Source organism: Kocuria nitroreducens (assembly GCF_042879195.1).
GTDB classification, from domain to species: Bacteria; Actinomycetota; Actinomycetes; order Actinomycetales; family Micrococcaceae; genus Kocuria; species Kocuria nitroreducens.
In genome coordinates, this window is record NZ_JBHZTC010000003.1 from 169922 (window position 1) to 194754 (window position 24833).

A 24833-nucleotide genomic window follows, 5' to 3' on the forward strand; every position below is an offset into this window, starting at 1 on the left:
GGCACCGACCGATCGGGTCGGCGCCCCCGGTGAGGCCTCATGCCGCCCGGGCGTGCCGGTCGGCCACGTCCAGGGCGGCGTCCAGGATCTCCAGGCCGCGGCGGGCGTCGGCCTCGCTGATGTTCAGCGGGGGCACCACGTGGATGCGGTTGAAGTTGGCGAACGGCAGGAGCCCGGCGGCCTTCAGCGCGGCCATGAGCTCGTTCATCGCGGGCGAGGACCCGCCGTAGGGTGCCAGGGGCTCCTTGGTGCCACGGTCCTTGACGAGCTCGACGGCCCAGAAGCACCCGGTGCCCCGGACGTCACCCACCGAGGGGTGGCGCTCGGCGATCTCGCGCAGCCCGGGGCCGAAGACGTTCTCGCCCAACCGCGCGGCGTGCTCGACCATGCCTTCGTCGCGCATGGCGTTGATGGCCGCCACCGCGGCGGCGCACGCCAGCGGGTGGCCCGAGTAGGTCAGCCCGCCGGGGTAGGGGCGGTCCCGGAAGGTGCTGTGGATGGCCTCCGAGATCGCGACGCCCCCGAGCGGGACGTAGCCGGAGTTCACGCCCTTGGCGAAGGTGATCAGGTCCGGCTCCACGCCCCAGTGCTCGACGGCGAACCACTTCCCGGAGCGCCCGAAACCGGCCATGACCTCGTCGGCGATGTAGACGATGCCGTACTTGCGGGTCAGCTCCCGGACACCCTCCAGGTAGCCGGCCGGGGGCAGATAGATCCCGGCGGTGCCGGGGATCGACTCGAGGATCAGCGCGGCGATGTTCTGCGCGCCCTCGAGCACGATAATGTCCTCCAGGTGCCGCAGCGCCCGCTCGGTCTCCTCCGCCTCGGTGGTGGAGTCGAAGTAGGAGCGGTAGCGGTAGGCGGGCATGAAGTGCACCACGCCGGAGTCGGAGTAGTCGCTGGCGAACCGGCGGGGGTCCCCGGTGACGTTCACCGCCAGGTGCGTGCCGCCGTGGTAGCTGCGGTAGGCGGAGAGCACCTTGTGCCGGCCGGTGTGCAGACGGGCCATGCGGATGGCGTGCTCCACGGCGTCCGCGCCGCCGTTGGTGAAGAACACGTGGTTCAGGTCCCCGGGCGTCAGCTCGGCGATGAGCCGGACCGCCTCGGAGCGGGCCGCGTTCGCGTGGGGCGGGGCGATGGTGCACAGCGTCTGCGCCTGCTCGACGATGGCGGCGACCACCTTCGGGTGCTGGTGCCCGATGTTGGTGTTGACCAGCTGGGAAGAGAAGTCCAGCAGGCGGTTGCCCTCGCCGTCCCACACGTAGGAGCCCTCGGCCTTGAGCACCGTCATGGGGTCGAGAGAGCCCTGCGCGGACCAGGAGTGGAACACGTGGGCGCGGTCCAGCTCCCGGGCGCGGCGGCCGGCCTCGATGTCCTCGGCGGTGGGAGCCGCAGTGGTGGTGGTGGTCGTGGTGGTCACGGTGATCTCCTCAGGAGTGGGTCGGGAAGCCGAGGTTGAGACCGCCGTGGCTGGGGTCCAGCCAGCGGGTGGTCACCACCTTGCCGCGGGTGAAGAAGTGCACGCCCTCTGCGCCGTGGGCGTGCGTGTCGCCGAACAGCGAGTTCTTCCACCCGCCGAACGAGTAGTAGGCCATCGGGACGGGGATCGGCACGTTGATCCCGACCATGCCGACCTGGATCTCGTTCTCGAAGCGGCGGGCGGCGCCGCCGTCGTTGGTGAAGATCGCGGTGCCGTTGCCGTAGGGGTTGTCGTTGATCAGCGCCACGCCCTCGTCGTAACCGGAGACCCGCACCGCCGAGAGGACGGGACCGAAGATCTCGTCGGTGTAGATGGACATGTCCGCGGTGACGTGGTCGAACAGGGTGGGGTCGAGGAAGAAGCCCTCGCCCTCGGAGTCCGGGTCGACCTGGCGGCCGTCGAGCACCAGGGTGGCGCCCTCCCGCTCCCCGGCGTCGATGTAGCTCGCGACCTTGTCGCGGTGGGCGGCGGTGACCAGCGGTCCCATGTCGCAGCCTCGGGTGCCGTCTCCGATGCGCAGCGTGCGGGTGCGTTCGGCGATCTTCGCCACCAGCTCGTCGGCGACGGACTCCACGGCCACGATCGCCGAGATCGCCATGCAGCGCTCGCCGGCCGCTCCGTAGCCGGCGTTGACCGCCGCGTCGGCGGCGAGGTCGAGGTCGGCGTCCGGCAGCACCAGCATGTGGTTCTTGGCCCCGCCGAGGGCCTGGACCCGTTTGCCGTTGGCGGTGCCGCGCTCGTAGACGTACTGGGCGATCGGGGTGGAGCCCACGAAGGAGACGGAGGAGACGTCCGGGCTGTCCAGCAGCGCGTCCACGGCCTCCTTGTCGCCGTGCACGACGTTGAAGACGCCCTCCGGCAGGCCGGCTTCCTTCCACAGCTCGGCCATCCAGATCGCTGCGGTGGGATCCTTCTCGCTGGGCTTGAGTACCACGGTGTTGCCGGCGGCGACGGCGACCGGGAAGAACCACATCGGCACCATGGCGGGGAAGTTGAAGGGGGAGATGATGGCCGCGACGCCCAACGGCTGGCGGATCGAGTGGACGTCCACCCTGGTGGAGGCGTTCTCGGTGTAGCCGCCCTTCAGCAGCTGCGGGATGCCGCAGGCGAACTCGACCACGTCCTGGCCGCGGGACACCTCGCCGAGGGCGTCGTCCAGGACCTTGCCGTGCTCGGCGGTGATGATCTCCGCCAGCTCGCCCTTGCGGGCGTTGAGCAGCTCGCGGAAGGCGAAGATGATCTGGGTCCGGCGGGCGATGGAGGTGTCGCGCCATCCCGGGAACGCCGTGGCGGCCGCGGCGACGGCCTCGTCGACCGTGCCGGCGGAGGCCAGGGCCACGCGCGAGGTGACCCGTCCGGTGGCCGGGTTGGTGACGTCCGCGAAGCGGGATCCCGTGCCGGGGGAGCTGAGCTCACCGTTGATCCAGTGGGTGACGGTCCGGGTGGTGGTCTGCGTGGCGGTCTGCATGCGCTGCCCTCTCGTGCGGGGGACGGGGTGCGGGGAGCTCCCGCGGATCTGGTGTCGAGTCCATCCTGACGAGGTCGGACGCCGCCCTCCAGTGACATCGTGTATGGATGTGCGCCACGTTCGATACATTGTGTCAATGCAGAGCGGAGAGCCCGATCCTGCCGGGGGCGCTGCGGACGGCGACCGGGTGCCGCCGCCCGTGCCCCGGGTGCCGCCGGGCGCGCCGGAAGGCCTCGGGGCCGCAGTCACCGGTCCCGTCACCCTGCGGGCCGTGCTCGAGCAGCCGGAGATCCGCACGGGAGTGCCGGACGTGCTCTGCGGTGCCGAGGCGCTGGACACCCCGGTGCGGTGGGTGCACATCGCCGACACCGAGCACGTGGGCCCTCTGCTCGAGGGTGGTGAGCTCGTCCTGAGCACGGGCCAGTCCTTCCGCGGCTCGCCCGGGGCGACGAGGCGCTTCCTGGACGACCTGCAGAGCGCGGGAGCTGCGGGCGCCGTCGTCGAGCTCGTCGACGCCGACGGGCAGCCGGCGACAGCGGCGATCGAGGTCCTCCGCGCCGCCGCGCGGGGCCGCTCCCTGCCCGTGGTGCTGCTGACCCGGACCATCCGGTTCGTCCGGGTGACGCAGGTGGCGCACCGGATGGTGGTCGGCGAGCAGCTCGCCCGGGTGGAGCGGGCCCGGCGCGTCCACGAGGTCTTCACCCAGCTCAGTCTCGAGAGCGCCAGCGAGCAGCGGATCGTCGACCGCACGGCCGAGCTGCTCGCCGCTCCCGTGGTGCTGGAGGACGTCGCCCACCGGGTCCTGGCCTTCCAGGCCGCCCCTGTGGATCCCGCCGTCCTGCTGCTCGACTGGGTCGAGCGCGCGCGCCTGGTCGGCTACCGCGAGGAGACCGGGCGGCGGGCGGACGCGGAGGACTGGCTGCAGACCCCGGTGGGCGTCCGGGGCCGGCGGTGGGGCCGGCTGGTCGTGCCCACGGCGCTGCCCGACGACGCCGATGCCGCCCAGGTGCTGGAACGGGCCGGGCAGGCCCTGACCATCGCGCGCATGGCCGGCCGCGACGAGCGGGACCTGCTGCACCAGGCCCAGTCCGGCCTCCTGCACGAGCTGCGCCAGCCGCACACCCTGACCGAGCGGGAGGCGCGCACCCGCGCCGGGGCGCTGGGGATGGGACGGGCCGCCTTCTACCTTCCGGTGGTGGTGAGGCTGGACCGGCTTCCCGGGGAGGATCCCACCGGCCTGCAGCTGAGGGAGCGGGCGATGCTGGAGGCGCTCGCCGACGTCGTCCGCCGGGCCCGCCGGTCCATGCTGGCGGCGAGCATGCACTCCGGGTCGCTGGGCGTGCTGCTCGCCGTGCCGGCCCGGCGGCTCGAGGACCGGACCCTGGAGCGCATCTGCGACGAGCTGGCCGGGTCCGGGGAGCGGGGCACCAGGTGGTCCGTGGGTGTGGGCCGCAGCCGGGAGTCGCTGCTGGAGGCCGCCGCCGGGCTGGACGAGGCGGCGCAGGTCGCCGACATCGCCGGCAGCCCGGAGATCCGCCGCCGCCCCTACTACCGCTTCGCCGACGTCCGGCTTCGCGGCCTGCTCACCCTGCTGGGCACGGATCCCCGCGTCAAGGCATTCGCCGAGGCGGAGCTGGCACCGCTGCTCGAGGGCCAGGACGCCGCGGCCCTGGAGCTGCTGGAGCTCTACCTCCAGCACGGCGGCAACAAGTCCGCGCTGGCCCGCACGGGGTATCTGAGCCGCCCCGCCCTCTACGCGCGGCTGGCCAGGCTGCAGGACCTGCTGGGCGTGTCCCTGGACGACGCCGAGTCCCGCGCCGCCCTGCATGTCGCCCTGCTCTGGCACCGGCTGCGAGCAGTCGGCTCGGAACCCGCCTCCTGAGGCCGGCGGGGAGCCCGGTCCATGGTGGGGTCCCGGCCCCACCGGCACCGGGCTCCTGCGATCGATGCCGGGGGCCGGCCGGGCAGCCGGCACGGTCGGGCACGGCATGGTCCGGGCGGTTCCCGGGCGACGGTCCGGCCACGGGAACTCGTGCCCCACGGGATCTCGTGCCGACCGGGGTGTCAGGCGTAGCCTCGCCTGCATGACGACTCGGCGGGCGCTCCTCGCCGCGGCCGCTTCCCTGGGGCTGACGGCATCGGTCTCCGCCTGCACAGGAACGAGGACGCGGATGAGCCCGGACGGAGACAGCGCGAGGCAGGGCCGCGCCTCCCTGTCGGCTCGTCCGGATGCGGCCGATCCCACCGAGCCCGCCGGCCCGGGCGAGCACGAGCTCGGCGTGGCGGACGGGCGGAACGCGCTGCTCTACGTGCCCGCCGAGGCGGAGCGGCCCATGCCGCTCGTCGTGTCGCTGCACGGGGCCGGCGGCAGCGCGCGCGGCGGGCTGGACCTGCTTCGGCACGCGGCGGGCGAGCACCGGTTCGCCGTTCTCGCCCCCGCCTCCCGCGGCTCGACGTGGGACGCGGTCGGCGGTGACTACGGGCCCGACGTCGCCGTGCTCGACCGTTCCCTGCGGCGGACGTTCGAGCTCGTGCGGATCGATCCCGAGCGGATCTCCGTCGCAGGGTTCTCCGACGGGGCCTCGTACGCCCTCGGTCTGGGGCTCGCCAACGGCGACCTGTTCGGCGGCATCGCGGCGTTCTCCCCGGGTTACGTCCCGTCCGCCGACCGGGTGGGAGAACCGCGGGTCTTCGTCTCCCACGGGGTCGCGGACGAGGTGCTCCCGATCGGCCGGACCAGCAGGCGGATCGTGCCCGCCCTGGAACGTGACGGCTACGACGTCACGTTCGTCGAGTTCGACGGCGGCCACGCCGTGCCGCCGGACATGGTGGAGCAGGCGGCCGGCGCGCTGGGGTGGGCCGGCGCTCCGGGGGCGCCGTGACGTGACCGACTGCACGCCGTGCAACTTTGCACTCAGTGCACTATTGCACCTATGGTCACGAGTGTGACGAATCTGCCCGCCGAGCCGGCTCAGGACCGCCCTCCGGAAGACCGCCGGGAGGCGGTGAAGTACCACAACCGCCGCGCCATCATCGACGCCGCCGCGGCCCTGGCCGCGGAGCGGGGACTGGGCCGCTTCACGGTCAACGACCTCGCCGAGCGGGCCGGGGTCTCCCGGCGCACGATCTTCAACCACTTCGCCTCCGCGGACGACGCCGTCTACGCACGCTTCAGCGAGCTGCTCGGAGTGTTCGTCGACAACTTCGCGCGCGTCGTGGAGGCCACCCCGCCGCCCGCGGACCCGAGCCCCGGTGCTGTCCTCGAGCAGCTGGCCGACGTCATCGAGCGCACCGAGCTCGTTCCTGCCATGTGCCACATCGCCCATCTCATGGGCGCGAGCGCGGACAGCCCCATCACCGCGATGTGGGCGCATGAGGTGTTCCAGACCCTCACCGCCCGGTTGGCTTCCGAGATCACCGACCGGGTCCCCGACGCCCCCTCCTTCACCGTGGACCTGCTCGCGAGCCTGCTGCTCCACGCCCTGGCCGTGACCTTCGAGCGGTGGGTCGAGGAGACCGGAGCGGTGGACACCCCGGACAGCCGCACGACCTGGCACCGGCTGCTGCGCACCGCCGTGGACCGCCTGCGCCACGGCTTCGCGGACTGACCCGCCCGCACGCCCGGCGCGCCCGGCACGACATTCCCGGCACGACACTGCTCACCCGACGTTTCCGACACGACGTTCCTGACACGACCGACAGAGAAGAGACATGGCACATCTGCTGTACCGACTCGGGCGCTTCGCCGCCCGCCGCGCCTGGGCCGTGGTCGCGGCCTGGGCGGTGGTCCTGCTCCTCGCCGGCGGCGCCTTCGCCACCTTCGGCGGACAGCTGACGAACGCGATCACCGTTCCCGGCACCGAGACACAGCGGCTGGCCGACCGCCTGCAGACCGAGCTGCCCGACGCCGGCCACGGCACCGGCCGGATCGTGTTCCGGACCCAGGACGGCGGCCCGTTCGCCGCCGGCCAGCGCGAGCAGATCGGCGACGCGCTCGCCGCGGCGGAGGAGTCCCCGGGAGTCGACGGCGTCCTGGACCCGTTCGCCGCCCAGGACGAGCGCGAGGCGCAGGAGCGGCAGCTCGCGGACGGGCGCGAGGAGGCGGCCGACGGCCGCGCGCAGCTCGACGCCGCCGAGGACACGCTCGACGAGAACCAGGAGAGGCTCGACGCCGCGCGGGAGCGGGCCGAGCGGATCGACGCCCCCGACCAGGTCCTGGACGAGCTCGACGACCGCCAGGAGACCCTCGAGGACGGCCGCGCGGAGCTCGAGCGCAACCGGGAGCAGCTCGCGGACGGGCTGCCCCAGCTCGACCGCGGCGAGCGGATGATGGCCCTCGCCGAGGAGACCCGCACGGTCTCCGAGGACGGGAGCACCGCGATGGCCGTGGTGACCTTCGCCGCCGAGCAGCAGGCGGTCACCGCCGAGGAGAAGGAGTCCCTCCAGGCCGCCGTGGACGGCGCGGAGATCGAGGGCGTGCAGGTCGAGTACTCCCTGGAGATCGCCCAGGACATCTCCCAGATCGTCGGCCCCGCCGAGGTCATCGGCGTGGTCATCGCCGGGATCGTGCTGCTCGTCATGCTCGGCACCCTCGTGGCCGCCGGCCTGCCCCTCCTGATGGCGCTCACCGGCGTGTCCGTCGGTGCCCTGGGCGTGCTGTCCTTTTCTGGGGTCCTGGACATGATGTCGGTGACCCCGATGCTGGGCGTCATGCTCGGACTGGCCGTGGGCATCGACTACTCGCTGTTCATCCTCAACCGGCACCGCCAGCAGCTGCTGGCCGGCACGGAGCTGCACGAGTCCATCGGGCTGGCCACCGGGACCGCCGGCAACGCGGTGGTGTTCGCCGGGCTGACCGTCATCATCGCCCTGGCCGCGCTCAACGTCACCGGCATCCCGTTCCTGGGGGTCATGGGCACCGCGGCGGCGGTCTGCGTGGCCGTGGCCGTGCTCATCGCCGTGACCCTCACCCCGGCGCTGCTGTCCCTGGTGGGCGGGCGGCTGCTGTCCGCCCGCGCCCGGGCCCGCGCGGCCCGCCGGCCCGCCCACCTCGGGGAGCCCCGCCCCGGCGTGGCCACCCGCCACCCGGTGCTGACCCTCGTGGCCGGCGTGCTCGCGCTCGTCGTCGTCGCACTCCCGGCGGCCTCGATGCGCCTGGGCCTGCCGGACGCCTCCTCCGAGCCCGAGGACTCCACCCAGTACCGCACCTACCAGGTCCTCGACGAGAAGTTCGGCGCCGGCGCCAACGGCCCGCTGCTCGTGGTCGCCGACCTGCCGGAGGGCACGGACGAGTCCGGCGCCGCCGATCTGCAGCTCACCGTGGGCGAGGAGCTCATGGCGGACGACGACGTCGTCTCCGTGGTCCCGGCCGGGCTCTCGGAGGACCACCGGACCGCCGCGTTCCAGGTCGCTCCCGTGGACGGCCCCGCCGCCGAGTCCACCGAGGAGCTCGTCAACGACCTGCGGGCTCTGTCCCCCGCCCTGGAGGACGAGCACGGTGTGCGCATCGGCGTCACCGGCCAGACCGGCGGCAACATCGACGTCTCCCAGCTCCTGGCCGACGCGCTGCCGCTGTACCTCACCGTGGTGATCGGGCTGTCCCTGGCACTGCTGGTGCTCGTCTTCCGCTCGATCCTCGTGCCGGTCGTCGCGACCGCCGGGTTCATGCTCTCCCTCTTCGCCGCGTTCGGCGCCGTGGTGGCGATCTACCAGTGGGGCTGGCTGGGCGGCCTCCTCGGCGTGCACGCGCCCGGCCCGGTGCTCAGCTTCCTGCCCACCATCCTCGTGGGCGTGCTGTTCGGCCTGGCCATGGACTACCAGCTGTTCCTGGTCTCCGGGATGCGCGAGGCGTTCGTGCACGGCCGCTCGGCGCGGGCCGCCGTGCAGGAGGGGCTACAGGCCGGCCGGGCCGTGGTCACCGCCGCGGCGATCATCATGATCTCCGTCTTCGCCGGCTTCATGTTCTCCCACATGGCGATGATCCGGCCCCTGGGCTTCGGCCTCGCCTTCGGCGTGCTCGTCGACGCCTTCGTGGTGCGCATGATGCTGATCCCCGCGGTCATGCACCTGCTCGGGGACAAGGCCTGGTGGCTGCCCCGCCGGCTCGACCGGATCCTGCCCGACGTGGACGTCGAGGGCGACTCGCTGCGCCGCGACCGCACGCCCCTTCCGGAGGACCCGGCCCACGCCGCCGGGCCGAGCGGCTGGGGCGACGGGGCGCCGGGCCCGGACGCCGAGCGCGAGCTGGTCGGCGCCGGCCGGCGCGACTGACGCGTCGCCGGGACGCCCCGGTGACAGCGGCGCGCCCCTCCACCTGCAGCGGGTGGAGGGGCGCGCCGTCGTCGTGGGCCCGGTGTCGTGCTGTCAGGCGATGCCGTTCTCCTGCAACCACATCTCCAGCAGGCCCAGCTGCCACAGCACGTTGGAGCGCAGCGGTGTGTGGTGCTGGTTCGGGTCGGCCAGCAGGGTCTCCACGACCTCCGAGTTGTAGAGCCCGCGCCGCACCGCCGACGGGTCGGTCAGGGCGGCCTCGACCCGGTCCAGGGTCCCGCCTTCGAGCGTGCGGATCGCCGGGACGGGGAAGTAGCCCTTCTTCCGGTCTATCACCTCGTCCGGGACGACCCCGCGCGCCGCGCGCTTGAGCACGCCCTTGCCGCCGTCGGCGAGCTTGAGCTCCGGGGGGACGCGCCCGGCGAACTCGACGAGCTCGTGGTCGAGGAAGGGCACCCGCGCCTCGAGGCCCCAGGACATGGTCATGTTGTCGACGCGCTTCACGGGGTCGTCCACGAGCATCACCGTGGAGTCGGTGCGCAGGGCTGCGTCCACGGCGGTCTCCGCGCCGGGGCGGCCGAAGTGGCGCTCGATGAACGCGGTCGGCGCGTCGTGGGTGGCCATCCACTCGGGGGAGAGGACCTTGGCGAGCCGGGACCACGGCCGGTCGAAGAACGACTCCGAGTAGGTCTTCCGGGCGTCGTCGCGCGCGACGTCGGCCAGCGGCGGGTACCAGTGGTAGCCGCCGAGCACCTCGTCGGCGCCCTGCCCGGACTGCACCACCTTGACGTGCTTCGAGACCTCCTCGCTGAGCAGGTAGAAGGCCACGCAGTCGTGGCTGATCATGGGCTCGCTCATCGCGGCGACGGTCCGGTCGATCGCCGGGACCAGGCGGGCGTCGTCGATCGCGATCTGGTGGTGGTCGGTGCCGAAGCGGCGGGCCACGAGGGACGAGAACTCGAACTCGTCCCCGGACTCCTCGCCCCGGGACTCGAAGCCGATGCTGAACGTCTGCAGGTCCTCCTGCCCGCTCTCCGCGAGCAGGGCGACGACGAGGCTCGAGTCGATGCCGCCGGACAGCAGCACGCCCACGGGGACGTCCGCCACCATGCGCCGCTTCACCGCGGTGCGCAGCTTCTCGACCAGCCCGTCCTGCCAGTCCTGCCCGGACCAGCCCGAGCGGTCCTCGTCGCGGGTGAACTGGGGGTTCCAGTACTCGTGGTCCGAGGCCGAGCCGTCGGGCTCGACCGTGCGCACGGTCGCCGGCGGCAGCTTCCGCACGCCCTTGAGGACCGTGCGCGGGGCCGGGACCACCGAGTGGAAGGTGAGGTAGTAGGACAGGGCGGTGCGGTCGATCGAGGTGTCGACGTCCCCGGCCGCCAGCAGCGCCTGCACCGTGGACGCGAACCGCAGCCGCGTCCCCGTGTGGTCGACGTAGAGCGGCTTGATGCCCAGCCGGTCGCGGGCCAGGACCGTGCGCCCGCTCGTGTGCTCGGTGACCGCGAAGGCGAACATGCCGTGGAAGTGGTCGACGCACTCCCGGCCCCAGCGGTGGTAGGCCTTCAGGGCGACCTCGGTGTCCGAGGTGGAGAAGAACTCGTAGCCCATCCCGCGCAGCTCCTCGCGCAGCTGCCGGTAGTTGTAGATCATCCCGTTGAACACGATCGACAGGCCCAGCCGGGAGTCGACCATCGGCTGCCCGCCCGAGGGGCTGAGGTCGACGATCTTCAGCCGGCAGTGGCCCATGGCCACCGGTCCCTGGGCCCAGGCGCCCGATCCGTCCGGGCCGCGGCCGGACTGGGCGCACGTCATGCGGTGGATCGTGCCCGGGTCCGCGGCGGCGCCGTCGAACCGGACCTCACCGGCGAGACCGCACATCAGCGCTCACCCCGCTCCGGTGCCGGGACGGGATCGGGAAAGATGGTCCGTGGAGGGAGAGCATCCTCCAATGTTACGGGGGCCTCCCGCCGGTTGCCCGGTGGGAGGCCTGGAGGAACCGTACGGTGCCTGTATGACCACGGACCCCACCGACCTCTGTCTGCTCTCCGCCCGGGACCTCGCCGCGGCCGTCCGGGCGCGCACGGTCTGCGCGCGGGAGGTGCTCGACGCCCACTTCGCGCGGATCGACGCCGTGAACCCCGCCGTGAACGCCGTGGTCACGCAGGTCCGCGAGCAGGCGTACGAGGCCGCCGCCCGAGCCGACGAGCTCACCGCCGTCACGCCCGCCGACGAGCTGCCGCCCCTGCACGGGGTGCCCATGACGCACAAGGACACCCACGCCACCGCCGGCATCCGCACCACCTCCGGCTCCCCGGTGTTCGCGGAGCACGTCCCGGAGCACGACGACCTGATCGTCGCGCGGTTCGCAGCAGCCGGTGTGATCAGCACTGGGAAGAACAACGTGCCCGAGTTCGCCGCGGGCTCCCACAGCTTCAACGAGCTCTTCGGCACCACGAACAACCCCTGGGCGCTCGACCGCAGCGCGGGCGGGTCCAGCGGCGGGGCGGCCGCGGCGATCGCGTCCAGGATGCAGCCCCTGGGCGACGGCTCCGACATGGGCGGGTCCCTGCGCAACCCGGCCGCGTTCTGCAACATCGCCGGTTTCCGGCCCTCCGCCGGGGTGGTGCCCTCCGCGCCGACCGGGCACGCCTGGGCGTGGCTGGGCCGCGCCGGTCCGCTCGCCCGCAGCGTGGACGACCTCGTCCTGGCCATGTCCGTGCTGGCCGGCCCCGATCCGCGGATCCCCCTGGACTGCCCCGCGCCGCGGACGGGCTTCCGGGCGCTGGCGGCGGAGGACCCGCCCGATCCTGGGGCCCACCCCCTCGCCGGCGTCCGGATCGGGCTGAGCACGGATTTCGGCCTCGGCGTCCCCGTGGAGCCGGAGGTCGTCGAGGCGCTGGTCGCCCAGGCGCGGGTGTTCGAGGAGCTCGGTGCCGTGGTCGAGGAGGCCGTCCCGGACCTGCGCGACGCCGACGAGGTGTTCGACGTGACACGGGCCTTCGACATGGCCGTCAACCTGCGCACGGTGGTCGCGGAGCACCGCGAGCTCGTGAAGCCGGAGGTCGTGTGGAACGTCGAGAAGGGGATGGCGCTGACCGCCGAGCAGCTCATGGACGCCGCTCTGGCGCGCACGCGCCTGCACGAGGCGGTGCGCGCGTTCTTCGACCGGTGGGACGTGCTGCTGACGCCCACCTCCCAGGTGCTGCCGTTCCCGTCGGAGGAGCGCTGGCCCCGCGCGGTCGCCGGTATGCCGATGCAGACATATGTCGAGTGGATGCGCTCGGCGAGCCTGATCTCGGCCACCGGGTGTCCGGCCGTGTCGGTGCCGGGCGGCTTCAGCCCCGGCGGTCTGCCGGTCGGGCTGCAGCTCGTCGCCGCGCACGGGCGCGACGTCGACCTGCTGCGGACTGCGCGCGCCTACGACCACGCCACCCGGCACGCGGACGTCGCGCCGCGCCTCTGAGCTCCGGGCCGCTGATTCGCCCAACCCCGAGCGCGTCTCCGGGGCTGCGCACGTCGGGGAAGCGCGTCTCCGGGGCCGCGCACGCCGGGGCCGGGCACTCGGGGCCGCGCCTCCTGGGTCGCGGGGCACGGGCCGGGCGCCCTCAGGCCGCGGCCTCGAGCTCCAGCAGCGCCGTCTTGGCCTCGAGGCCGCCGATGTATCCGCCCAGGCCGCCGTCGCCGCGCAGCACGCGGTGGCACGGAACGACCACCGGCAGCGGGTTCGTGGCGCAGGCCGTGCCCACCGCCCGCACGGCCTGTGGGCGCCCGACCGAGCGGGCCACCGCGCCGTAGCTCTGCGTGCGGCCGTAGCCGATCTCGGGCAGGTGCTCCTGGACCAGGCGCCGGAACCCGTGCGAGAGCGATCGGTCCAGGGGAAGGTCGAAGCGGGTGCGGGTCCCGGCGAAGTACTCCTCGAGCTGCCGCACGGCCGGTGCCAGGCGGGCCGGGGCGCGCAGCACCCGCGGGCTGATCCGGCGTGCCAGGTCCTGCAGGACGGCCTCGTGGTCCTCCCTGGCGTAGGCCACCCGCACCAGGCCCTCCTCCGTGGCGGCGAGCAGCAGCAATCCCACCGGGGTGGCGACGGTCGTGTACGCGACGTCGAGCAGTCCGGTCCCGGCGGCACCGTCCTCCAGGCGCCGGTGCAGGCCGCGCAGCACGGTCCCCGCCGGCACGGGGTCGGCTCGGAGGTCGCTCAGGGGTGATGTCAGGGATGAGCTGAGGGATGTCGGCGTCATCGGTCCTCTCCTGTCCGGTCGGGCGCAGCACGGGTCTCCGTGTGGGTCGCAGGGTGGGTCTTCGTGCGGTACTGCGTGCGGTTCTGCGTGTGGGTGTCGGCGAGGGCCCTGCGGAGGGAGGCCACGCCGTCGGCGGCGGCCCGGCGGGCGGCCTCCGGGGTGCCGCCCAGCAGCTGGGCGATCTGCCGGTAGGGCAGTCCGCCCAGGTAGCGGTAGGCCACGGCGTGGCGCTGCTTGGGCGGCAGGGCGGCCACGGCGGCCCACAGCGGGGAGTCGTGCTCGCCCGGGGCGTCCCGGTGCGCCGGTGGCTCCGGGAGCGAGGCCACGGGCACCGCCGCCCGGGACCGGGCCCGCACGACGTCGACGGCCTTGCGGTGGGCGATCGTCACCAGCCACGCCTGCACGTTCGCCGTGACCGGGAGGTCCGGATACGCCCGCAGGGCGGCCAGGAACGTCTCCGACCACGCGTCCTCGGCGTCGGCGTGGGTGCTCAGCACGGCCCGGCAGACCCGCCACACGACGGGGCCGTGCCGGGTCACCACGGTCTCGAAAGGCTGTTTCGTCTCCATCACCCCGTAGACGGCTGCGCCTGCGGAAACGTGAGGTCGCGACGCAGGGCGCCCTCCCATCCTCGCGGACCCGGTCCGGCCACGCGCGGTGCGCCGAGGGGTCCCGGCGCACCGGTGGTCCCTGCGCCACCACGGGTGCCGGTGAGCTCAGTGCACCAGGGCCTTCCCGCGCAGCCGCATGGTCCTGCGCACCCGGCCGGCCGGTGCAGACCTGCCGGGTGCAGACCTGCCGGGTGCAGACCTGCCGGGTGCAGACCTGCCGGGTGCAGACCTGCCGGGTGCGGGCGGTCGGGTCAGAGGAACGTGACGCCCTGGGCGAGCGGCAGCTCACCGGAGTAGTTGACGGTGTTGGTGGCCTGGCGCATGTAGGCCTTCCACGAGTCGGAGCCGGACTCCCGGCCGCCGCCGGTCTCCTTCTCGCCGCCGAACGCCCCGCCGATCTCCGCGCCGGAGGTCCCGATGTTGACGTTGGCGATGCCGCAGTCGGAGCCGGCCGAGGAGAGGAACCGCTCGGCCTCGAGCTGGTCGTCGGTGAAGATGGCGGAGGACAGCCCCTGCGGCACGCCGTTCTGCAGCTCGATCGCCTCAGCGAGCTCCGAGTAGGTGAGCACGTAGAGGATCGGGGCGAAGGTCTCCTCCTGCACCACCGCCGTCTGCGCGGGCATCCGCACCAGGGCCGGCCGGACGTAGAAGGCCTCTGGGCGCTCCTCGGCCAGCACCCGCTCGCCGCCGGTCAGGACGGTGCCGCCCTGCGCCTCGGCCGAACCGAGGGCCTGCTGCATGGCCTCGTAGCTGCTCTCGTCGATGAGCGGTCCGACCAGGTTCGTGGCCTCCCGGGGGTCCCCGATGCTGAGGGTGCCGTAGGCCTGGATCAGCTTCTCGGTGAGGGCGTCCACGACGGACTCGTGCACGATCAGGCGCCGCAGGGTGGTGCAGCGCTGACCCGCCGTGCCCACGGCGGAGAACACGACGCCTCGCAGGGCGAGGTCGAGGTCGGCGCTGGGCGCGACGATCGCGGCGTTGTTGCCGCCGAGCTCGAGCAGGCAGCGGCCGAAGCGGGCGGCCACGCGCGGGGCCACCTCGCGGCCCATCCGCACCGACCCGGTGGCCGAGACCAGCGCCACCCGGGGGTCGTCCACGAGGCTCTGTCCGCCCTCGCGGCCGGCGAGCACCAGCTCGTGGATCCCGGCCGGGGCATCGCAGTCCTCGACGGCACGGCGCAGCAGCGCGTCGGTGCCGAGGGCGCAGAGGACAGCCGTCTCGGAGGGCTTCCACACGACGGTGTCCCCGCACACCAGGGCGAGGGCCGTGTTCCAGGAGTGGACGGCCACCGGGAAGTTGAAGGCAGAGATGACGCCCACGACGCCCAGCGGGTGCCAGGTCTCCATGAGCCGGTGCCCGGGGCGCTCGGAGGGCATGGTCCTCCCGTAGAGCATGCGGGACTGGCCGACGGCGAAGTCGCAGATGTCGATCATCTCCTGGACCTCGCCCAGGGCCTCGGAGGTGATCTTGCCGGCCTCGGCCTGCACGAGCACGGCGAGGTCCCCCTTGTGCTCGGTGAGCAGCTCGCCCCACCGCTTGACCACGTTGCCGCGCACCGGGGCCGGGACGTCGCGCCAGGCGGGGAACGCCTCGGCGGCGCGGCCGACGGCTGCGGTGACGTCCTCCTCGGAGGCCGGCGGCAGGGTGACCAGCACCTCACCGGTGAGGGGGCTGCGGGCCTCGAGACCCCCGGTGAGCCCGTCGACGTCGACCCCGCAGGCGCGGAGGGCGCGGTGGACGTCGGCGGCGAGGGCGGTGTTCTGCAGGGTCTGGGACATTGCTGCTTCTCCTGGTGGTGTGGTGCTGTCCGGTGGTGTCGGGCGGTGCGGTCGGTGGTGAGGCGGTCCGAGGCAGGGGGTGGGGCTCAGGCGGCGACGACGGCGCCGAGCCGCTCGCGCAGCCGGGCCAGTGACGCGTCCTGCTGGCGCTGGTACAGCTCGTGGGGGTCGGTCACCGTGCGGCCCACGACCTGGGACATCACGGTGATGTCGTAGTCGGTGCCGAGCTGGGCGTCGTCGCGCGAGCCCTCGTCGGTGAGGTTGGACTGGAAGATCCCGGCCGCGGAGCGGGGGAGGAAGTCCTCGTAGACGATGGGCTGCGGGACCACCACGCCCGAGCGGATCAGCGACCCGAGCTCGAGGTCCGCGCCGGCAAGAGGCGCCTCCCGGCGGCCGAGGGCGTGCTCGTCGAGGGAGTAGGTGAAGTAGGCCAGGCCCCGCAGGGCCAGCTCCTCCTCGGTGCGGGGGAGGTGCTCCTCCCAGACGGTGCGGGCCACGTCGACGCGGACCCCGTTGCCCTGCCCCTCGGCCAGCCTCCGGTCGGTCTCGGCGACCATCCGGTCGTAGAGGTCACGTCCTGCGCGGGTGAGGGCGATGCCGCGCTGCTCCACCTCGCCGAAGCGCACCCGGAGCGCGCCGGAGCCCACAGTGCCGTCCTCGAAGCGGAACACCCGGTCCTCGGCGAGCGCGCGGAACGAGGTCTGCCGCAGGAGCACGTCCGGGCCGTCCCACCGCGGAGGCCCCTGGATCTCGTCGATCATGGTGATCCCCCGCGCCTCCATGCGGGCGTAGAGGTCGTCGATGTCGAGCACGCGCGGGGTGAGGTGGTTGATGTGGGTCGTGCTGACCCCGCCGATGTCGGAGGCCACCGCGGAGACGGCCTCGAGCTCCCGGTACCAGGCGTGGTCCACCGGCTCGTCGGAGAGCTCGAAGCAGCGGGTGGCCAGCCGGAGCAGCCGCTCGGCGTCGTCGGTGTCCAGGCCGCCGTCGGCGGCCGACCGGTCCGCCAGCTCCAGCAGCTCCCCGGGGAACAGGGTGCGGCGGTCGATGAACTCCCGCAGCCGCTGCTGCAGGTCCTGGTCGAAGAACCGGGGGTCGTCGGCCGCGAGCATCGAGGTGAAGACCCGGAAGGGGTTGCGGGCCAGCTCCTCCGGGTCGACGGGGCGGAAGGCGGTGGAGACCACCGGCACGGAGGACGCGGAGGCGTCGCGCAGGTCGTAGAAGCCCACCGGGTGCATCCCGAAGGCGGCGAAGACCCGCGCCACCTGGGCCATCTCCCGCGGCGAGCCGACGCGGATCGCGCCGTGGCGCTCCGCGGTCACCCGGCCGATGCTGCCCAGGCGCTCGGCGTCGGCGCCGTGGCGGGCCATGAAGTCCTCGTTCACGGCGGTGGAGACGTCGACCAGGGTGTTGTAGGCCGGCACCTCCTCGCCGTACATGCGGGACAGCCGGCGGGCGAACTGGGCCCTCAGCTGCCAGAGCGGCTGGAACGTCATGACGGGTCGTCCTCTCGGTGTGCGGGAAACGGTGCGGGAAGCGGCGTGGGACCGGATCGGGTGCTCAGATGATGTTCACCTCGTGCAGGACCGAGGCGGTCCTGCAGAAGCGGTCGGCGGAGAAGCGGCCGGCGTCCAGGAAGGAGGGCCGGCCCAGGTAGAGGTCGGCGACCAGCTCGCCCACGGCCGGGCCCTGGAGGAAGCCGTGCCCGGAGAACCCGGTGGCGTAGAAGAAGCCGGGCAGCTCGCCGGCCTCGCCGATGAGCGCGTTGCGGTCGGGGGTGTTCTCGTAGAGGCCGGCCCAGCCGCCCTCCAGGTCGGGGTGCTCCAGCTGCGGGGTGCAGACGGCGGCCGCGGCGTTGAGCTCGGGCAGCCAGTCGTGGTCGAACTCGCGGCAGAACCCGGGCTCCTGCTGGTGGGAGATGCCCAGCAGCAGGCCGTTGCGGTAGTTGTGGTGGTAGAAGGTGGTCGAGAGGTCCAGGGTGAACGGCACCCGGGGATAGGGCAGGGAGCGCTGCCGGGTGAGGCCGATGAGCCGCCGGACGGGAGTCACCGGCAGGTCCACGCCGACCATCGCCCCGATCCGGGCGCTCCAGGCCCCGGCGCAGCACACGACCGCGTTCGTCCGGATCGTGCCGCGCTGGGTGGTCACCGACTCGATCGCGCCGGTGCCGCGCTGGACGTCCAGGACCTCGGTGCGGTCGAGGATCGTCACGCCGAGCTCGACGGCCGCGGCGGCGTAGCCGGCGATCACCGCGGAGGGGGCCGCGAACCCGTCGCCGGGGGAGAACGAGGCGCCGGTCAGGGCCGCCGGGTCGAGCAGCGGATTGATCTCGGCGGCCTCCTGCGGGGACACCATGCGGCTGTCGATCCCCAGGCCGTTCTGGATCCCGGTGGCCCGTTCCAGGTCCGCCACCTCGGCGTCCGAGCGGCACAGGAAGAGATAGCCCACCTGCTGGAACCCGATGTCCACCCCGAACTGGCGGGGGAACCGCCGGAAGGCCTCCAGGGAGCGCCGGCCGAGCTCGATGTTGCCGGGGTCGGAGAAGTTCGCCCGCACGCCGCCGAGGGGCTTGGCGGAGGACCCGCTGCCGAGGTCGGCGCGCTCCAGCACCACGATGTTGCGCACCCCCTGCGCGGCGAGGTGCCAGGCCGTGCTGAGGCCCATGATGCCGCCGCCGATGACGACCACGTCGGCGGCCGGGGGCTGCGCGGTGGCGTAGGTCGGGTCGAGCCTGACGATCTGGTCCGGCACGGGAACCCCCTTCTGTCCGCCAGCTCGGAACGGTGTCCGCCGACAACCCGCAGCAAGTTATGAGTTATCGATAACTCATGGTGAGCTGACAGCTCGGTCCACGTCAAGGGCAGCGGGCCGCTTTCCGGGCGAGAGGAGGGAAAGGCGGCGGATCGCACCCCGCTCCTGCTCCCCGGCTCAGGGGCGGGCGTAGTCCAGGTGGCGGATCATCCGCTGCGCCGCGAGTTCCGGGTCGCCGGCGACGACGGCCTCGGTGATGCCCCTGTGCTCCGCAGCGCTGCTCCGGACCAGCCCCCGCTCCTGCAGGTGGTAGGAGCCGCTGATGCGGGACTGGTCCCGCAGGTTCTCCACGATCGCCGTCCACCGGCCGTTGCGGAGCAGGTCCACGAGCGCGACGTGGAAGTGCTGGTCGGCCTCGAGATACTCCAGCATGCCCTCCGCACCGGCGGCCTCCACGGTCCGCTCGGTCAGCGTCCGCAGCAGTGCGGCCTGCTCGGCGGTGACGCCGGCGGCGGCCACGCGGCGCACCGCCTCCACCTCGATGAGGCGGCGGAGGTCGTAGACCTCCTGCTTGTCGGGGTCCGTGAGCTCCACCACCCGGAAGCCGCGGTTGCGCACGAGCTCGAGCAGCCCCTTGTTGGCCAGTGACATCATGGCCTCCCGGGCGGGGCTGTTGGACACTCCGAGACGGGCGGCGAGGGCGTTGGCGGAGTAGATCTCGCCGGGCCTCATGGCCCCGCTGAGCAGTGCGCGGCGGATCAGGGCCTCGGTCGAGTCCTTGAGGGTGGAGCGGGAGAGCTCCGCGAGCTCGAGGTCATCGCCCCATGCGTGGCTTCGCCCCATCTGCCCTCCATGTTCGCCCTGGGTCCGGCCCGGGCCGGTGCACGCCGTGCGGACGTGTGCCGACGTGCTGAAAACATAGCAGTCGGGCTCCGCGGCGCGGTCGGCCGCCCGGCGAGAAGGGGGTGCCCTGGGTTGTCGACCCGCGGCAGGAAGGCCACGGGATCCGGCTTCGGTGGCAGCGGGCCGGTGGAGCGCATCGACCACACCGTGGGGTCGATCGCGATCGCAGCACCGCGGGGACCGGTTCGACATGCAGCGCCCCGCCCCGGGGTTTCCCGGAGCGGGGCGCTGCAGCACGCGGTGAGTGCGGGGACTACACGTCCCGGCGGGCGCGGTTGACGATCTTGGACCGGACCGTCAGCGCCAGCACGATGAAGAGCAGGCCGTAGAGCACCAGCGGGATGGGCCCGGCGACGAAGATCGAGTAGTCGCCGTTGGAGGACAGCAGGGCGTCGCGCATGCTGGTCTCGGCCAGCGGGCCCAGGACCATGCCGATCATCAGCGGGGCCAGGGGCACGCCGTGGCGGCGCATCGTGAAACCGACCAGCGCGATGCCCAGCAGCAGCAGCAGGTCGAACACCGCCCCGGAGGTCGCGTAGACGCCCAGCCCGCAGAAGACCGTGATCCCGGCGTAGAGGTAGGGCTTGGGGATCAGCAGCAGCTTCGCCCAGTACTGGGCGAAGGGCAGGTTGATGATCAGCAGCACGATCATCGCGAGGAAGAAGCTGGCGAGCAGGGCCCACACGAGCTCCGGGGCGCGGTCGAAGAGCAGCGGACCGGGCTGGAGGCCGTACTGCTGGAACGCGGCGAGCATGATCGCCGCGGTGGCCGAGACCGGCAGGCCCAGGGCCAGCAGCGCGCCCATCGCCGTGCCCGTGGTCGCGTTGCCGGCCGCTTCGGGGGCGGCCAGGCCGCGGATCGCGCCCTTGCCGAAGGTGGGGTTCGTCCGGCGGCGGTCGATGCGCCGCTCGACGTCGTAGGAGATGAAGGTGGGGATCTCCGCGCCGCCGGCGGGGATGACGCCGAAGGGCAGGCCGATCGCGGTGCCGCGGGCCCAGGCCGGGGCGGCCTCCTTGAGCTCGGCGCGGGACAGGAACGGGCGTCCCGCGGCGGAGATCTGCATGGCGGCGGGGTCGCGGCGGATGCGGGAGGCCACGAAGAACACCTCGCCCAGGGCCAGGATGGCCACGGTGACGGTCACCAGGGAGATGCCGTCGAACATCTGCGGGAGCCCGAAGCTGAAGCGCTCGGTGCCGGAGATCGAGTCGATGCCCACGGTGGCGAAGCCCAGGCCCAGGACCAGGGCGGCCAGGCCCTTGACGGCCGAGTCGGAGACCACGGAGGAGGTGGCGATGAAGGCGAAGATCGCCAGGGCGAAGAACTCGGCCGGGCCGAAGTTCGCGGAGAAGTCCGCCAGCGCCGGGGCGAGGAAGACGACGACGCAGGCCGCGATCATGCCGCCGATGAAGGCGCCGATCGCCGCGGTGGCCAGAGCCTGCGGGGCCCGGCCGTCCTTGGCCATCTTGTGGCCCTCGAAGGTGGAGGCGATCGCGGAGGCCTGCCCCGGGGTGTTCATCAGGATGGCCATGGTCGAGTCGCCGAACATGCCGCCGAAGTACACGCCGGCGAACATGATGAAGGCGGCGGTGGGGTCCAGGGCGAAGGTCATGGGCAGCAGCAGGGCCACGGCCATGGAGGAGCCCAGGCCCGGGAGCACGCCCACGGCGGTGCCCAGGAGGCAGCCGATGAGGACCCACAGCAGGTTCATGGGCGTCAGTGCGCCGGCGAAGCCGCCGGCGAGCAGTTCGAGTGTTTCCATGTCAGAATCCGCCTCCCAGGATGCCGGACGGGAGGTTCAGGCCCAGGCCGGCGGAGAATGCCAGGTAGATCGCACTGGACAGGACCAGGGCGAGCGAGATGTCGAACAGGGCCCGGCGGCTGCCGAAGCCCCGGGCCACGGCCCAGAAGAGCAGGGCGGCGGCCAGGATCCAGCCGAGGAACTCGATGCTCAGGGCGAAGACCAGGAACCCGGCCACGGACCAGATCACCGCGGACCAGTCCGAGTGCGTCCGGTACGTGCTCTCCGAGAGCTCCTCCGGGTGCTCGGGGGAGCGCAGGTAGTGCAGCACCAGCAGGGCGGCCAGGGCGTAGCCGGCGACCATGAGGATGCCGGGGAAGAACTTGGGGCCCGGGAAGTCGGTGCCCTCGGGCACCTCCATGGTGAGGATGCCGATCAGCAGGTAGGTGCTGAAGGCCGCCAGCAGCAGCGGCACGACCAGCCCGCTGCGCCCGCGCATCCGTCCTCCGCGGGGCTGCACGTCACGGTTGCCGGAGGCGCCGCCGTGGCCGTCGTGCGCGACCTGGTCGGACGGGGTCGTGGGAAACGATGTGCTCACAGGTCCAACTCCTCGATGAGGGCTTCGATCTCGGCCCGGTCCTCTGCGATGAACTGCTCGAACTCGGGTCCGGTCAGGTAGACGTCCGTCCACTGGTTGCGCTCGAGGGCTTCGCGCCACTCCGGGGTCTCCACGGTCTCCGCGATGATGGCCTGCAGCTCGGCGAACTCCTCGTCGGTGATGCCGGGGGGCGCCACCATGCCGCGCCAGTTCGTGAGCTCGACGTCGTAGCCCTGCTCCTTGAAGGTCGGGGCGTCGACGCCCTCGAGCCGCTCGGGGGCCGCGATCCCCAGGATCTTCAGGCGTCCTGCCTCGACCTGGTCGGCGAACTCGCCGAAGCCCGAGGTTGCCGCCTGGGCGGTGCCGGAGGAGATCGTCTGGATCGCCTCGCCGCCGGAGGTCTTCGGGATGTAGGTGATGTCCGCGGGGTCGATCCCGGCCTTCAGGGCCAGGTCCGCGATGATGAGGTGGTCGATCGATCCGGCCGAGCCGCCGGTGAACGGGAAGCCCTTCGGGTCCTCCCTCCAGGCCTCGACCAGGTCGTCGAGCGAGTTGTACGGGGAGTCGGCGGGCACGACGAGCGCGTCGTACTCCTCCGCCATGCGGGCGATCGGCCGCACGTCGTCGAGGCCCACGGGGGAGTCGTTGAGCGCGACGCCGCCCAGCATGACCGTTCCGGTGGACATGATGGTGCTCGCCTGCCCGTCCATGGTGGTGAGCTGGCCCAGGCCGATGGTCCCGCCGGCGCCCGGGATGTTGACCACCTGGGCGTTGTTGACGATGTTGTTGGTGCGCATCGCCTGCTGCTGCTCGCGCACGAACGTGTCCCAGCCGCCGCCGGCGCCGGCCGGGGCGATAAGTGTCATGTTGGCGCGCAGGTCCTCTCCGCTGCTCGCCGACTGGATCGACATGAACGAGGCCAGCCCGATCACTGCGGCGGCGGCGACGCCGTAGACCGTCATGGCGACGGGGTGCCGCCGCCGCGTGCCCGTCTCGGGCTGATCTGGTGGTGAACTCACGGGGATCCACTTTCCTGGGACGTAGGTTGCGGGTGCATGGCTCTGTCCGAGCCGTTCCCCCGACCATAAGTGACCCGGGTCACGCTGTGGTCATTGTGCGCGCTTTCGCGCGTAGTGATCGTTGTGCTGGTTCTGCGCATTCTGCTCACGCCCGGAGAGACGTTCCTCACACATTCGGCCGTAGGGTGGACCTCGTTTTGTCCGTCGTTTTCCCACGCATCGTTTTCCCACCACCCGATGTCCCCACCCCACCGCGGAGGCTCCCATGACCGTCGTCGTTGCCCGAACCAGCACCCCCGAGGGCGAGGCCGCGCTCGCGGCCGCGGTCGAGGAGGCCGGACGTCGCCAGGAGGACCTGCTGGTCTTCAACCTCGGGGGCGCCCAGCTCGATCCGGAGGGGAGCGAGCTGAACGGCGTGCCCGTCACGTTCCGCACCCCCGACACCCGCAACCGGGACGCCGTCGGCGAACTCCTCGACGCCGCGGAGGAGGTGAACGCCTCGGCCGTGGTGATCGGCGTGAAGCACCGCAGCCCCGTGGGCAAGCTGCTGCTCGGCAGCGCCGCCCAGCAGATCCTCCTCGAGGCCAACGCCCCGGTGATCGCGGTCAAGCCCCAGCGCTCCTGAGGCATGGCCCGGGGAGTCCGTGCTGCCCGGCCCGGGGCGTGGCTCTGGTTCCTGGTGGTCAGCGCCGCCCTGACGCAGACCGCCCTCAACCTGGTGCGGCCCGTCACCACCTACAAGCTGCTGTCCCTGGACGCAGACTCCGTGACGGTCGGCCTGGTCACGGCCGCCTATGCCGTGATCCCGCTGGTCACGGCCATGTGGCTGGGCCGGGTGACCGACCGGGTCCGGGAGCTCAGGACCATGGTGCTCCTGGGCGCCCTGGTCCTCGCGCTCGGCTCGGTGGCGCTGAGCATCGCGCCGAACGTGGCGCTGGTCGCCGTGGCGAGCGCCCTGCTGGGCATGGGGCACCTGGTGTTCACGATCGCCGGGCAGTCGGCCATCGCCCGCCACGCCCCGGACGACCAGCTCGACCAGGGCTTCGGCTGGTTCACCGCCGCCTTCTCGGTGGGACAGCTCGCCGGGCCGCTGCTCGCCGGCGCGCTGCTGGGTTCCGGCCGCTCGGTCGACTCCCCCGAGCGGCTGGCAGACATCGACCTGGCGTTCTGGATCGGCGCCGGCCTGTCCTTCCTGGCGGTGCCCGTGCTCCTCGTGCGCGCCCGCACGGCACGGTCCGGCCGTGCGGACCCCCGGGGCGACGCCGCCTCCGCCGCGGAGCAGGCCGCTCCCGCCACCGGTGAGCTCGAGGTGGTTCAGGGAGCGGCGCCGCGCGCGTCGATGCTGCGGATCCTCAAGGTCCCCGGCGTCCCGTCCCACATGCTGGCGTCCCTGGCCCTGCTGGCGATGCTCGACATCCTCACCGCGTTCCTGCCGCTGGTGGGGGAGCGGGCAGGGGTCTCCCCGGCGTGGATCGGCGTCCTGCTGGCCGTGCGCGGCGGCGCCTCGATCGTCTCGCGCGTCCTGCTGCCGTGGCTCGCACGCCGGATGTCCCGGCGGACCCTGCTGCTGATCAGCCTCTACGGCGCCGGGTGCACCCTGGCCGTCCCGCCGGCCGTCATCACCGTGCCGTGGCTGGCCGCGGTGCTGCTCTTCGTGGGCGGCTTCTGCCTGGGCCTGGGCCAGCCGATCACCATGACGCTGGTGTCCACCTCCGTGCCGTCCTCGTGGCGGGGCTCGGCGCTCGCCGTGCGGCTCGTCGGCAACCGGGTGGGCCAGGTCGCCATGCCCCTGCTGGCCGGCCTGGTGGCGGCACCGCTCGGCCCGGCCGGGGCCATCTGGTTCACGTGCACGGTGCTGCTGGTCAGCGGGTTGGAGAAGACCCTGCGGCGGTAGCCGGGCCCGCGGGACCACGTCGACAGGCCCGGCACAGGAACGCCACAAGGGCGGCACAATCCGGCCTGGTCAGCTGGAGGACGAG

The 24833-nt window shown here is 72.8% G+C and carries 20 protein-coding genes; 8 read left to right on the forward strand and 12 right to left on the reverse strand.

Going from position 1 to position 24833, the window contains the following annotated elements; genetic code table 11:
• Nucleotides 1-37: 37 nt before the first annotated feature.
• Together ACFYE1_RS03015 and ACFYE1_RS03020 are read right to left on the reverse strand one after the other, a co-directional pair.
• The gene (locus ACFYE1_RS03015; protein ID WP_387739799.1) at nt 38-1420 is read right to left on the reverse strand and encodes an aspartate aminotransferase family protein; all 1383 of its coding nucleotides are present in this window, start codon (nt 1418-1420) and stop codon (nt 38-40) included.
• 10 nt (nt 1421-1430) lie between these two features.
• Nucleotides 1431-2948 (reverse strand): CoA-acylating methylmalonate-semialdehyde dehydrogenase, encoded by a 1518-nt coding sequence (locus tag ACFYE1_RS03020; protein ID WP_387739801.1) that lies wholly within the window; start codon nt 2946-2948, stop codon nt 1431-1433.
• A gap of 136 nt (nt 2949-3084) precedes the next feature.
• On the opposite strand from ACFYE1_RS03020, the gene ACFYE1_RS03025 reads away from it, so the two are divergent.
• The 4 genes from ACFYE1_RS03025 to ACFYE1_RS03040 all read left to right on the forward strand — a co-directional run bounded on the left by ACFYE1_RS03025 (nt 3085) and on the right by ACFYE1_RS03040 (nt 9218).
• Nucleotides 3085-4830, forward strand: a complete 1746-nt coding sequence (locus tag ACFYE1_RS03025) for a PucR family transcriptional regulator (RefSeq protein WP_387739803.1) — start codon at nt 3085-3087, stop codon at nt 4828-4830.
• Between the two features lie 289 nt (nt 4831-5119).
• Entirely contained in the window at nt 5120-5830 is a 711-nt protein-coding gene (locus ACFYE1_RS03030) for an alpha/beta hydrolase (RefSeq protein WP_387739805.1), read from the forward strand.
• A 63-nt stretch (nt 5831-5893) separates the two neighbouring features.
• Entirely contained in the window at nt 5894-6556 is a 663-nt protein-coding gene (locus tag ACFYE1_RS03035; RefSeq protein WP_387739806.1) for a TetR/AcrR family transcriptional regulator, read from the forward strand.
• A gap of 103 nt (nt 6557-6659) precedes the next feature.
• Nucleotides 6660-9218 (forward strand): MMPL family transporter, encoded by a 2559-nt coding sequence (locus ACFYE1_RS03040; RefSeq protein ID WP_387739808.1) that lies wholly within the window; start codon nt 6660-6662, stop codon nt 9216-9218.
• Nucleotides 9219-9311: 93 nt separating this feature from the next.
• Here ACFYE1_RS03040 and ACFYE1_RS03045 read toward each other — a convergent pair whose 3' ends face one another.
• Nucleotides 9312-11096: an N-acetylglutaminylglutamine amidotransferase gene (locus ACFYE1_RS03045; RefSeq protein WP_387739811.1), complete on the reverse strand. Its 1785-nt coding sequence runs from the start codon at nt 11094-11096 to the stop codon at nt 9312-9314.
• A gap of 133 nt (nt 11097-11229) precedes the next feature.
• Here ACFYE1_RS03045 and ACFYE1_RS03050 point away from each other — a divergent pair, with 133 nt between their 5' ends.
• Nucleotides 11230-12681, forward strand: a complete 1452-nt coding sequence (locus ACFYE1_RS03050; RefSeq protein WP_387739813.1) for an amidase — start codon at nt 11230-11232, stop codon at nt 12679-12681.
• A 142-nt stretch (nt 12682-12823) separates the two neighbouring features.
• Here ACFYE1_RS03050 and ACFYE1_RS03055 read toward each other — a convergent pair whose 3' ends face one another.
• Together ACFYE1_RS03055 and ACFYE1_RS03060 are read right to left on the reverse strand one after the other, a co-directional pair.
• Nucleotides 12824-13456, reverse strand: a complete 633-nt coding sequence (locus ACFYE1_RS03055; protein ID WP_387739815.1) for a methylated-DNA--[protein]-cysteine S-methyltransferase — start codon at nt 13454-13456, stop codon at nt 12824-12826.
• Entirely contained in the window at nt 13453-14025 is a 573-nt protein-coding gene (locus tag ACFYE1_RS03060) for an RNA polymerase sigma factor (protein WP_387739817.1), read from the reverse strand. The genes ACFYE1_RS03055 and ACFYE1_RS03060 overlap by 4 nt, the downstream gene beginning before the upstream one ends.
• A 178-nt stretch (nt 14026-14203) precedes the next feature.
• Between ACFYE1_RS03060 and ACFYE1_RS03065 the strand changes: the two genes are divergently transcribed.
• The gene (locus tag ACFYE1_RS03065) at nt 14204-14332 is read left to right on the forward strand and encodes a pentapeptide repeat-containing protein (protein WP_387739819.1); all 129 of its coding nucleotides are present in this window, start codon (nt 14204-14206) and stop codon (nt 14330-14332) included.
• Here the strand turns inward: ACFYE1_RS03065 and amaB are convergent.
• The 7 genes from amaB to ACFYE1_RS03100 form a co-directional block, all read right to left on the reverse strand.
• The gene (gene amaB / locus ACFYE1_RS03070) at nt 14319-15845 is read right to left on the reverse strand and encodes an L-piperidine-6-carboxylate dehydrogenase (protein WP_387739821.1); all 1527 of its coding nucleotides are present in this window, start codon (nt 15843-15845) and stop codon (nt 14319-14321) included. The two genes, ACFYE1_RS03065 and amaB, sit on opposite strands and share 14 nt — an antisense overlap.
• 86 nt (nt 15846-15931) lie before the next feature.
• Nucleotides 15932-17341, reverse strand: coding sequence for a 2-oxoadipate dioxygenase/decarboxylase (gene hglS, locus ACFYE1_RS03075; RefSeq protein WP_387739823.1), 1410 nt, complete (start codon nt 17339-17341; stop codon nt 15932-15934).
• Between the two features lie 64 nt (nt 17342-17405).
• Nucleotides 17406-18596 carry an NAD(P)/FAD-dependent oxidoreductase gene (locus tag ACFYE1_RS03080; protein WP_387739825.1) on the reverse strand — a complete coding sequence of 397 codons (1191 nt, stop codon included), beginning with the start codon at nt 18594-18596 and terminating at the stop codon, nt 17406-17408.
• A 177-nt stretch (nt 18597-18773) separates the two neighbouring features.
• A complete protein-coding gene (locus tag ACFYE1_RS03085; RefSeq protein WP_387739827.1) occupies nt 18774-19439 on the reverse strand; it encodes a GntR family transcriptional regulator in 666 nt (221 codons plus the stop codon).
• A 313-nt stretch (nt 19440-19752) separates the two neighbouring features.
• Nucleotides 19753-21258, reverse strand: coding sequence for a tripartite tricarboxylate transporter permease (locus ACFYE1_RS03090; protein ID WP_387739830.1), 1506 nt, complete (start codon nt 21256-21258; stop codon nt 19753-19755).
• A 1-nt stretch (nt 21259) separates the two neighbouring features.
• Nucleotides 21260-21835: a tripartite tricarboxylate transporter TctB family protein gene (locus ACFYE1_RS03095; RefSeq protein ID WP_387739831.1), complete on the reverse strand. Its 576-nt coding sequence runs from the start codon at nt 21833-21835 to the stop codon at nt 21260-21262.
• Nucleotides 21832-22854, reverse strand: coding sequence for a tripartite tricarboxylate transporter substrate binding protein (locus ACFYE1_RS03100; protein ID WP_387739833.1), 1023 nt, complete (start codon nt 22852-22854; stop codon nt 21832-21834). The genes ACFYE1_RS03095 and ACFYE1_RS03100 overlap by 4 nt, the downstream gene beginning before the upstream one ends.
• A gap of 265 nt (nt 22855-23119) precedes the next feature.
• Here ACFYE1_RS03100 and ACFYE1_RS03105 point away from each other — a divergent pair, with 265 nt between their 5' ends.
• Together ACFYE1_RS03105 and ACFYE1_RS03110 are read left to right on the forward strand one after the other, a co-directional pair.
• Nucleotides 23120-23479, forward strand: a complete 360-nt coding sequence (locus tag ACFYE1_RS03105) for a universal stress protein (protein WP_387739835.1) — start codon at nt 23120-23122, stop codon at nt 23477-23479.
• A 3-nt stretch (nt 23480-23482) separates the two neighbouring features.
• On the forward strand, nt 23483-24748 hold the full coding sequence (locus ACFYE1_RS03110; RefSeq protein WP_387739837.1) for an MFS transporter: 1266 nt from the start codon (nt 23483-23485) through the stop codon (nt 24746-24748).
• Nucleotides 24749-24833 lie beyond the last annotated feature (85 nt).

Excerpts from the sequence above, each read along its gene's own strand:
- ACFYE1_RS03040 (WP_387739808.1), top strand. The coding sequence starts at position 6,660 with ATGGCACATCTGCTGTACCGACTCGGGCGCTTCGCCGCCCGCCGCGCC.
- ACFYE1_RS03050 (WP_387739813.1), top strand. The coding sequence starts at position 11,230 with ATGACCACGGACCCCACCGACCTCTGTCTGCTCTCCGCCCGGGACCTC.
- ACFYE1_RS03065 (WP_387739819.1), top strand. The coding sequence starts at position 14,204 with ATGGTCCTGCGCACCCGGCCGGCCGGTGCAGACCTGCCGGGTGCAGAC.
- ACFYE1_RS03020 (WP_387739801.1), bottom strand. The coding sequence starts at position 2,948 with ATGCAGACCGCCACGCAGACCACCACCCGGACCGTCACCCACTGGATC.
- ACFYE1_RS03055 (WP_387739815.1), bottom strand. The coding sequence starts at position 13,456 with ATGACGCCGACATCCCTCAGCTCATCCCTGACATCACCCCTGAGCGAC.
- ACFYE1_RS03030 (WP_387739805.1), top strand. The coding sequence starts at position 5,120 with ATGAGCCCGGACGGAGACAGCGCGAGGCAGGGCCGCGCCTCCCTGTCG.
- ACFYE1_RS03060 (WP_387739817.1), bottom strand. The coding sequence starts at position 14,025 with ATGGAGACGAAACAGCCTTTCGAGACCGTGGTGACCCGGCACGGCCCC.
- ACFYE1_RS03090 (WP_387739830.1), bottom strand. The coding sequence starts at position 21,258 with ATGGAAACACTCGAACTGCTCGCCGGCGGCTTCGCCGGCGCACTGACG.
- ACFYE1_RS03105 (WP_387739835.1), top strand. The coding sequence starts at position 23,120 with ATGACCGTCGTCGTTGCCCGAACCAGCACCCCCGAGGGCGAGGCCGCG.
- ACFYE1_RS03045 (WP_387739811.1), bottom strand. The coding sequence starts at position 11,096 with ATGTGCGGTCTCGCCGGTGAGGTCCGGTTCGACGGCGCCGCCGCGGAC.
- hglS (WP_387739823.1), bottom strand. The coding sequence starts at position 17,341 with ATGACGTTCCAGCCGCTCTGGCAGCTGAGGGCCCAGTTCGCCCGCCGG.
- ACFYE1_RS03110 (WP_387739837.1), top strand. The coding sequence starts at position 23,483 with ATGGCCCGGGGAGTCCGTGCTGCCCGGCCCGGGGCGTGGCTCTGGTTC.
- amaB (WP_387739821.1), bottom strand. The coding sequence starts at position 15,845 with ATGTCCCAGACCCTGCAGAACACCGCCCTCGCCGCCGACGTCCACCGC.
- ACFYE1_RS03085 (WP_387739827.1), bottom strand. The coding sequence starts at position 19,439 with ATGGGGCGAAGCCACGCATGGGGCGATGACCTCGAGCTCGCGGAGCTC.
- ACFYE1_RS03025 (WP_387739803.1), top strand. The coding sequence starts at position 3,085 with ATGCAGAGCGGAGAGCCCGATCCTGCCGGGGGCGCTGCGGACGGCGAC.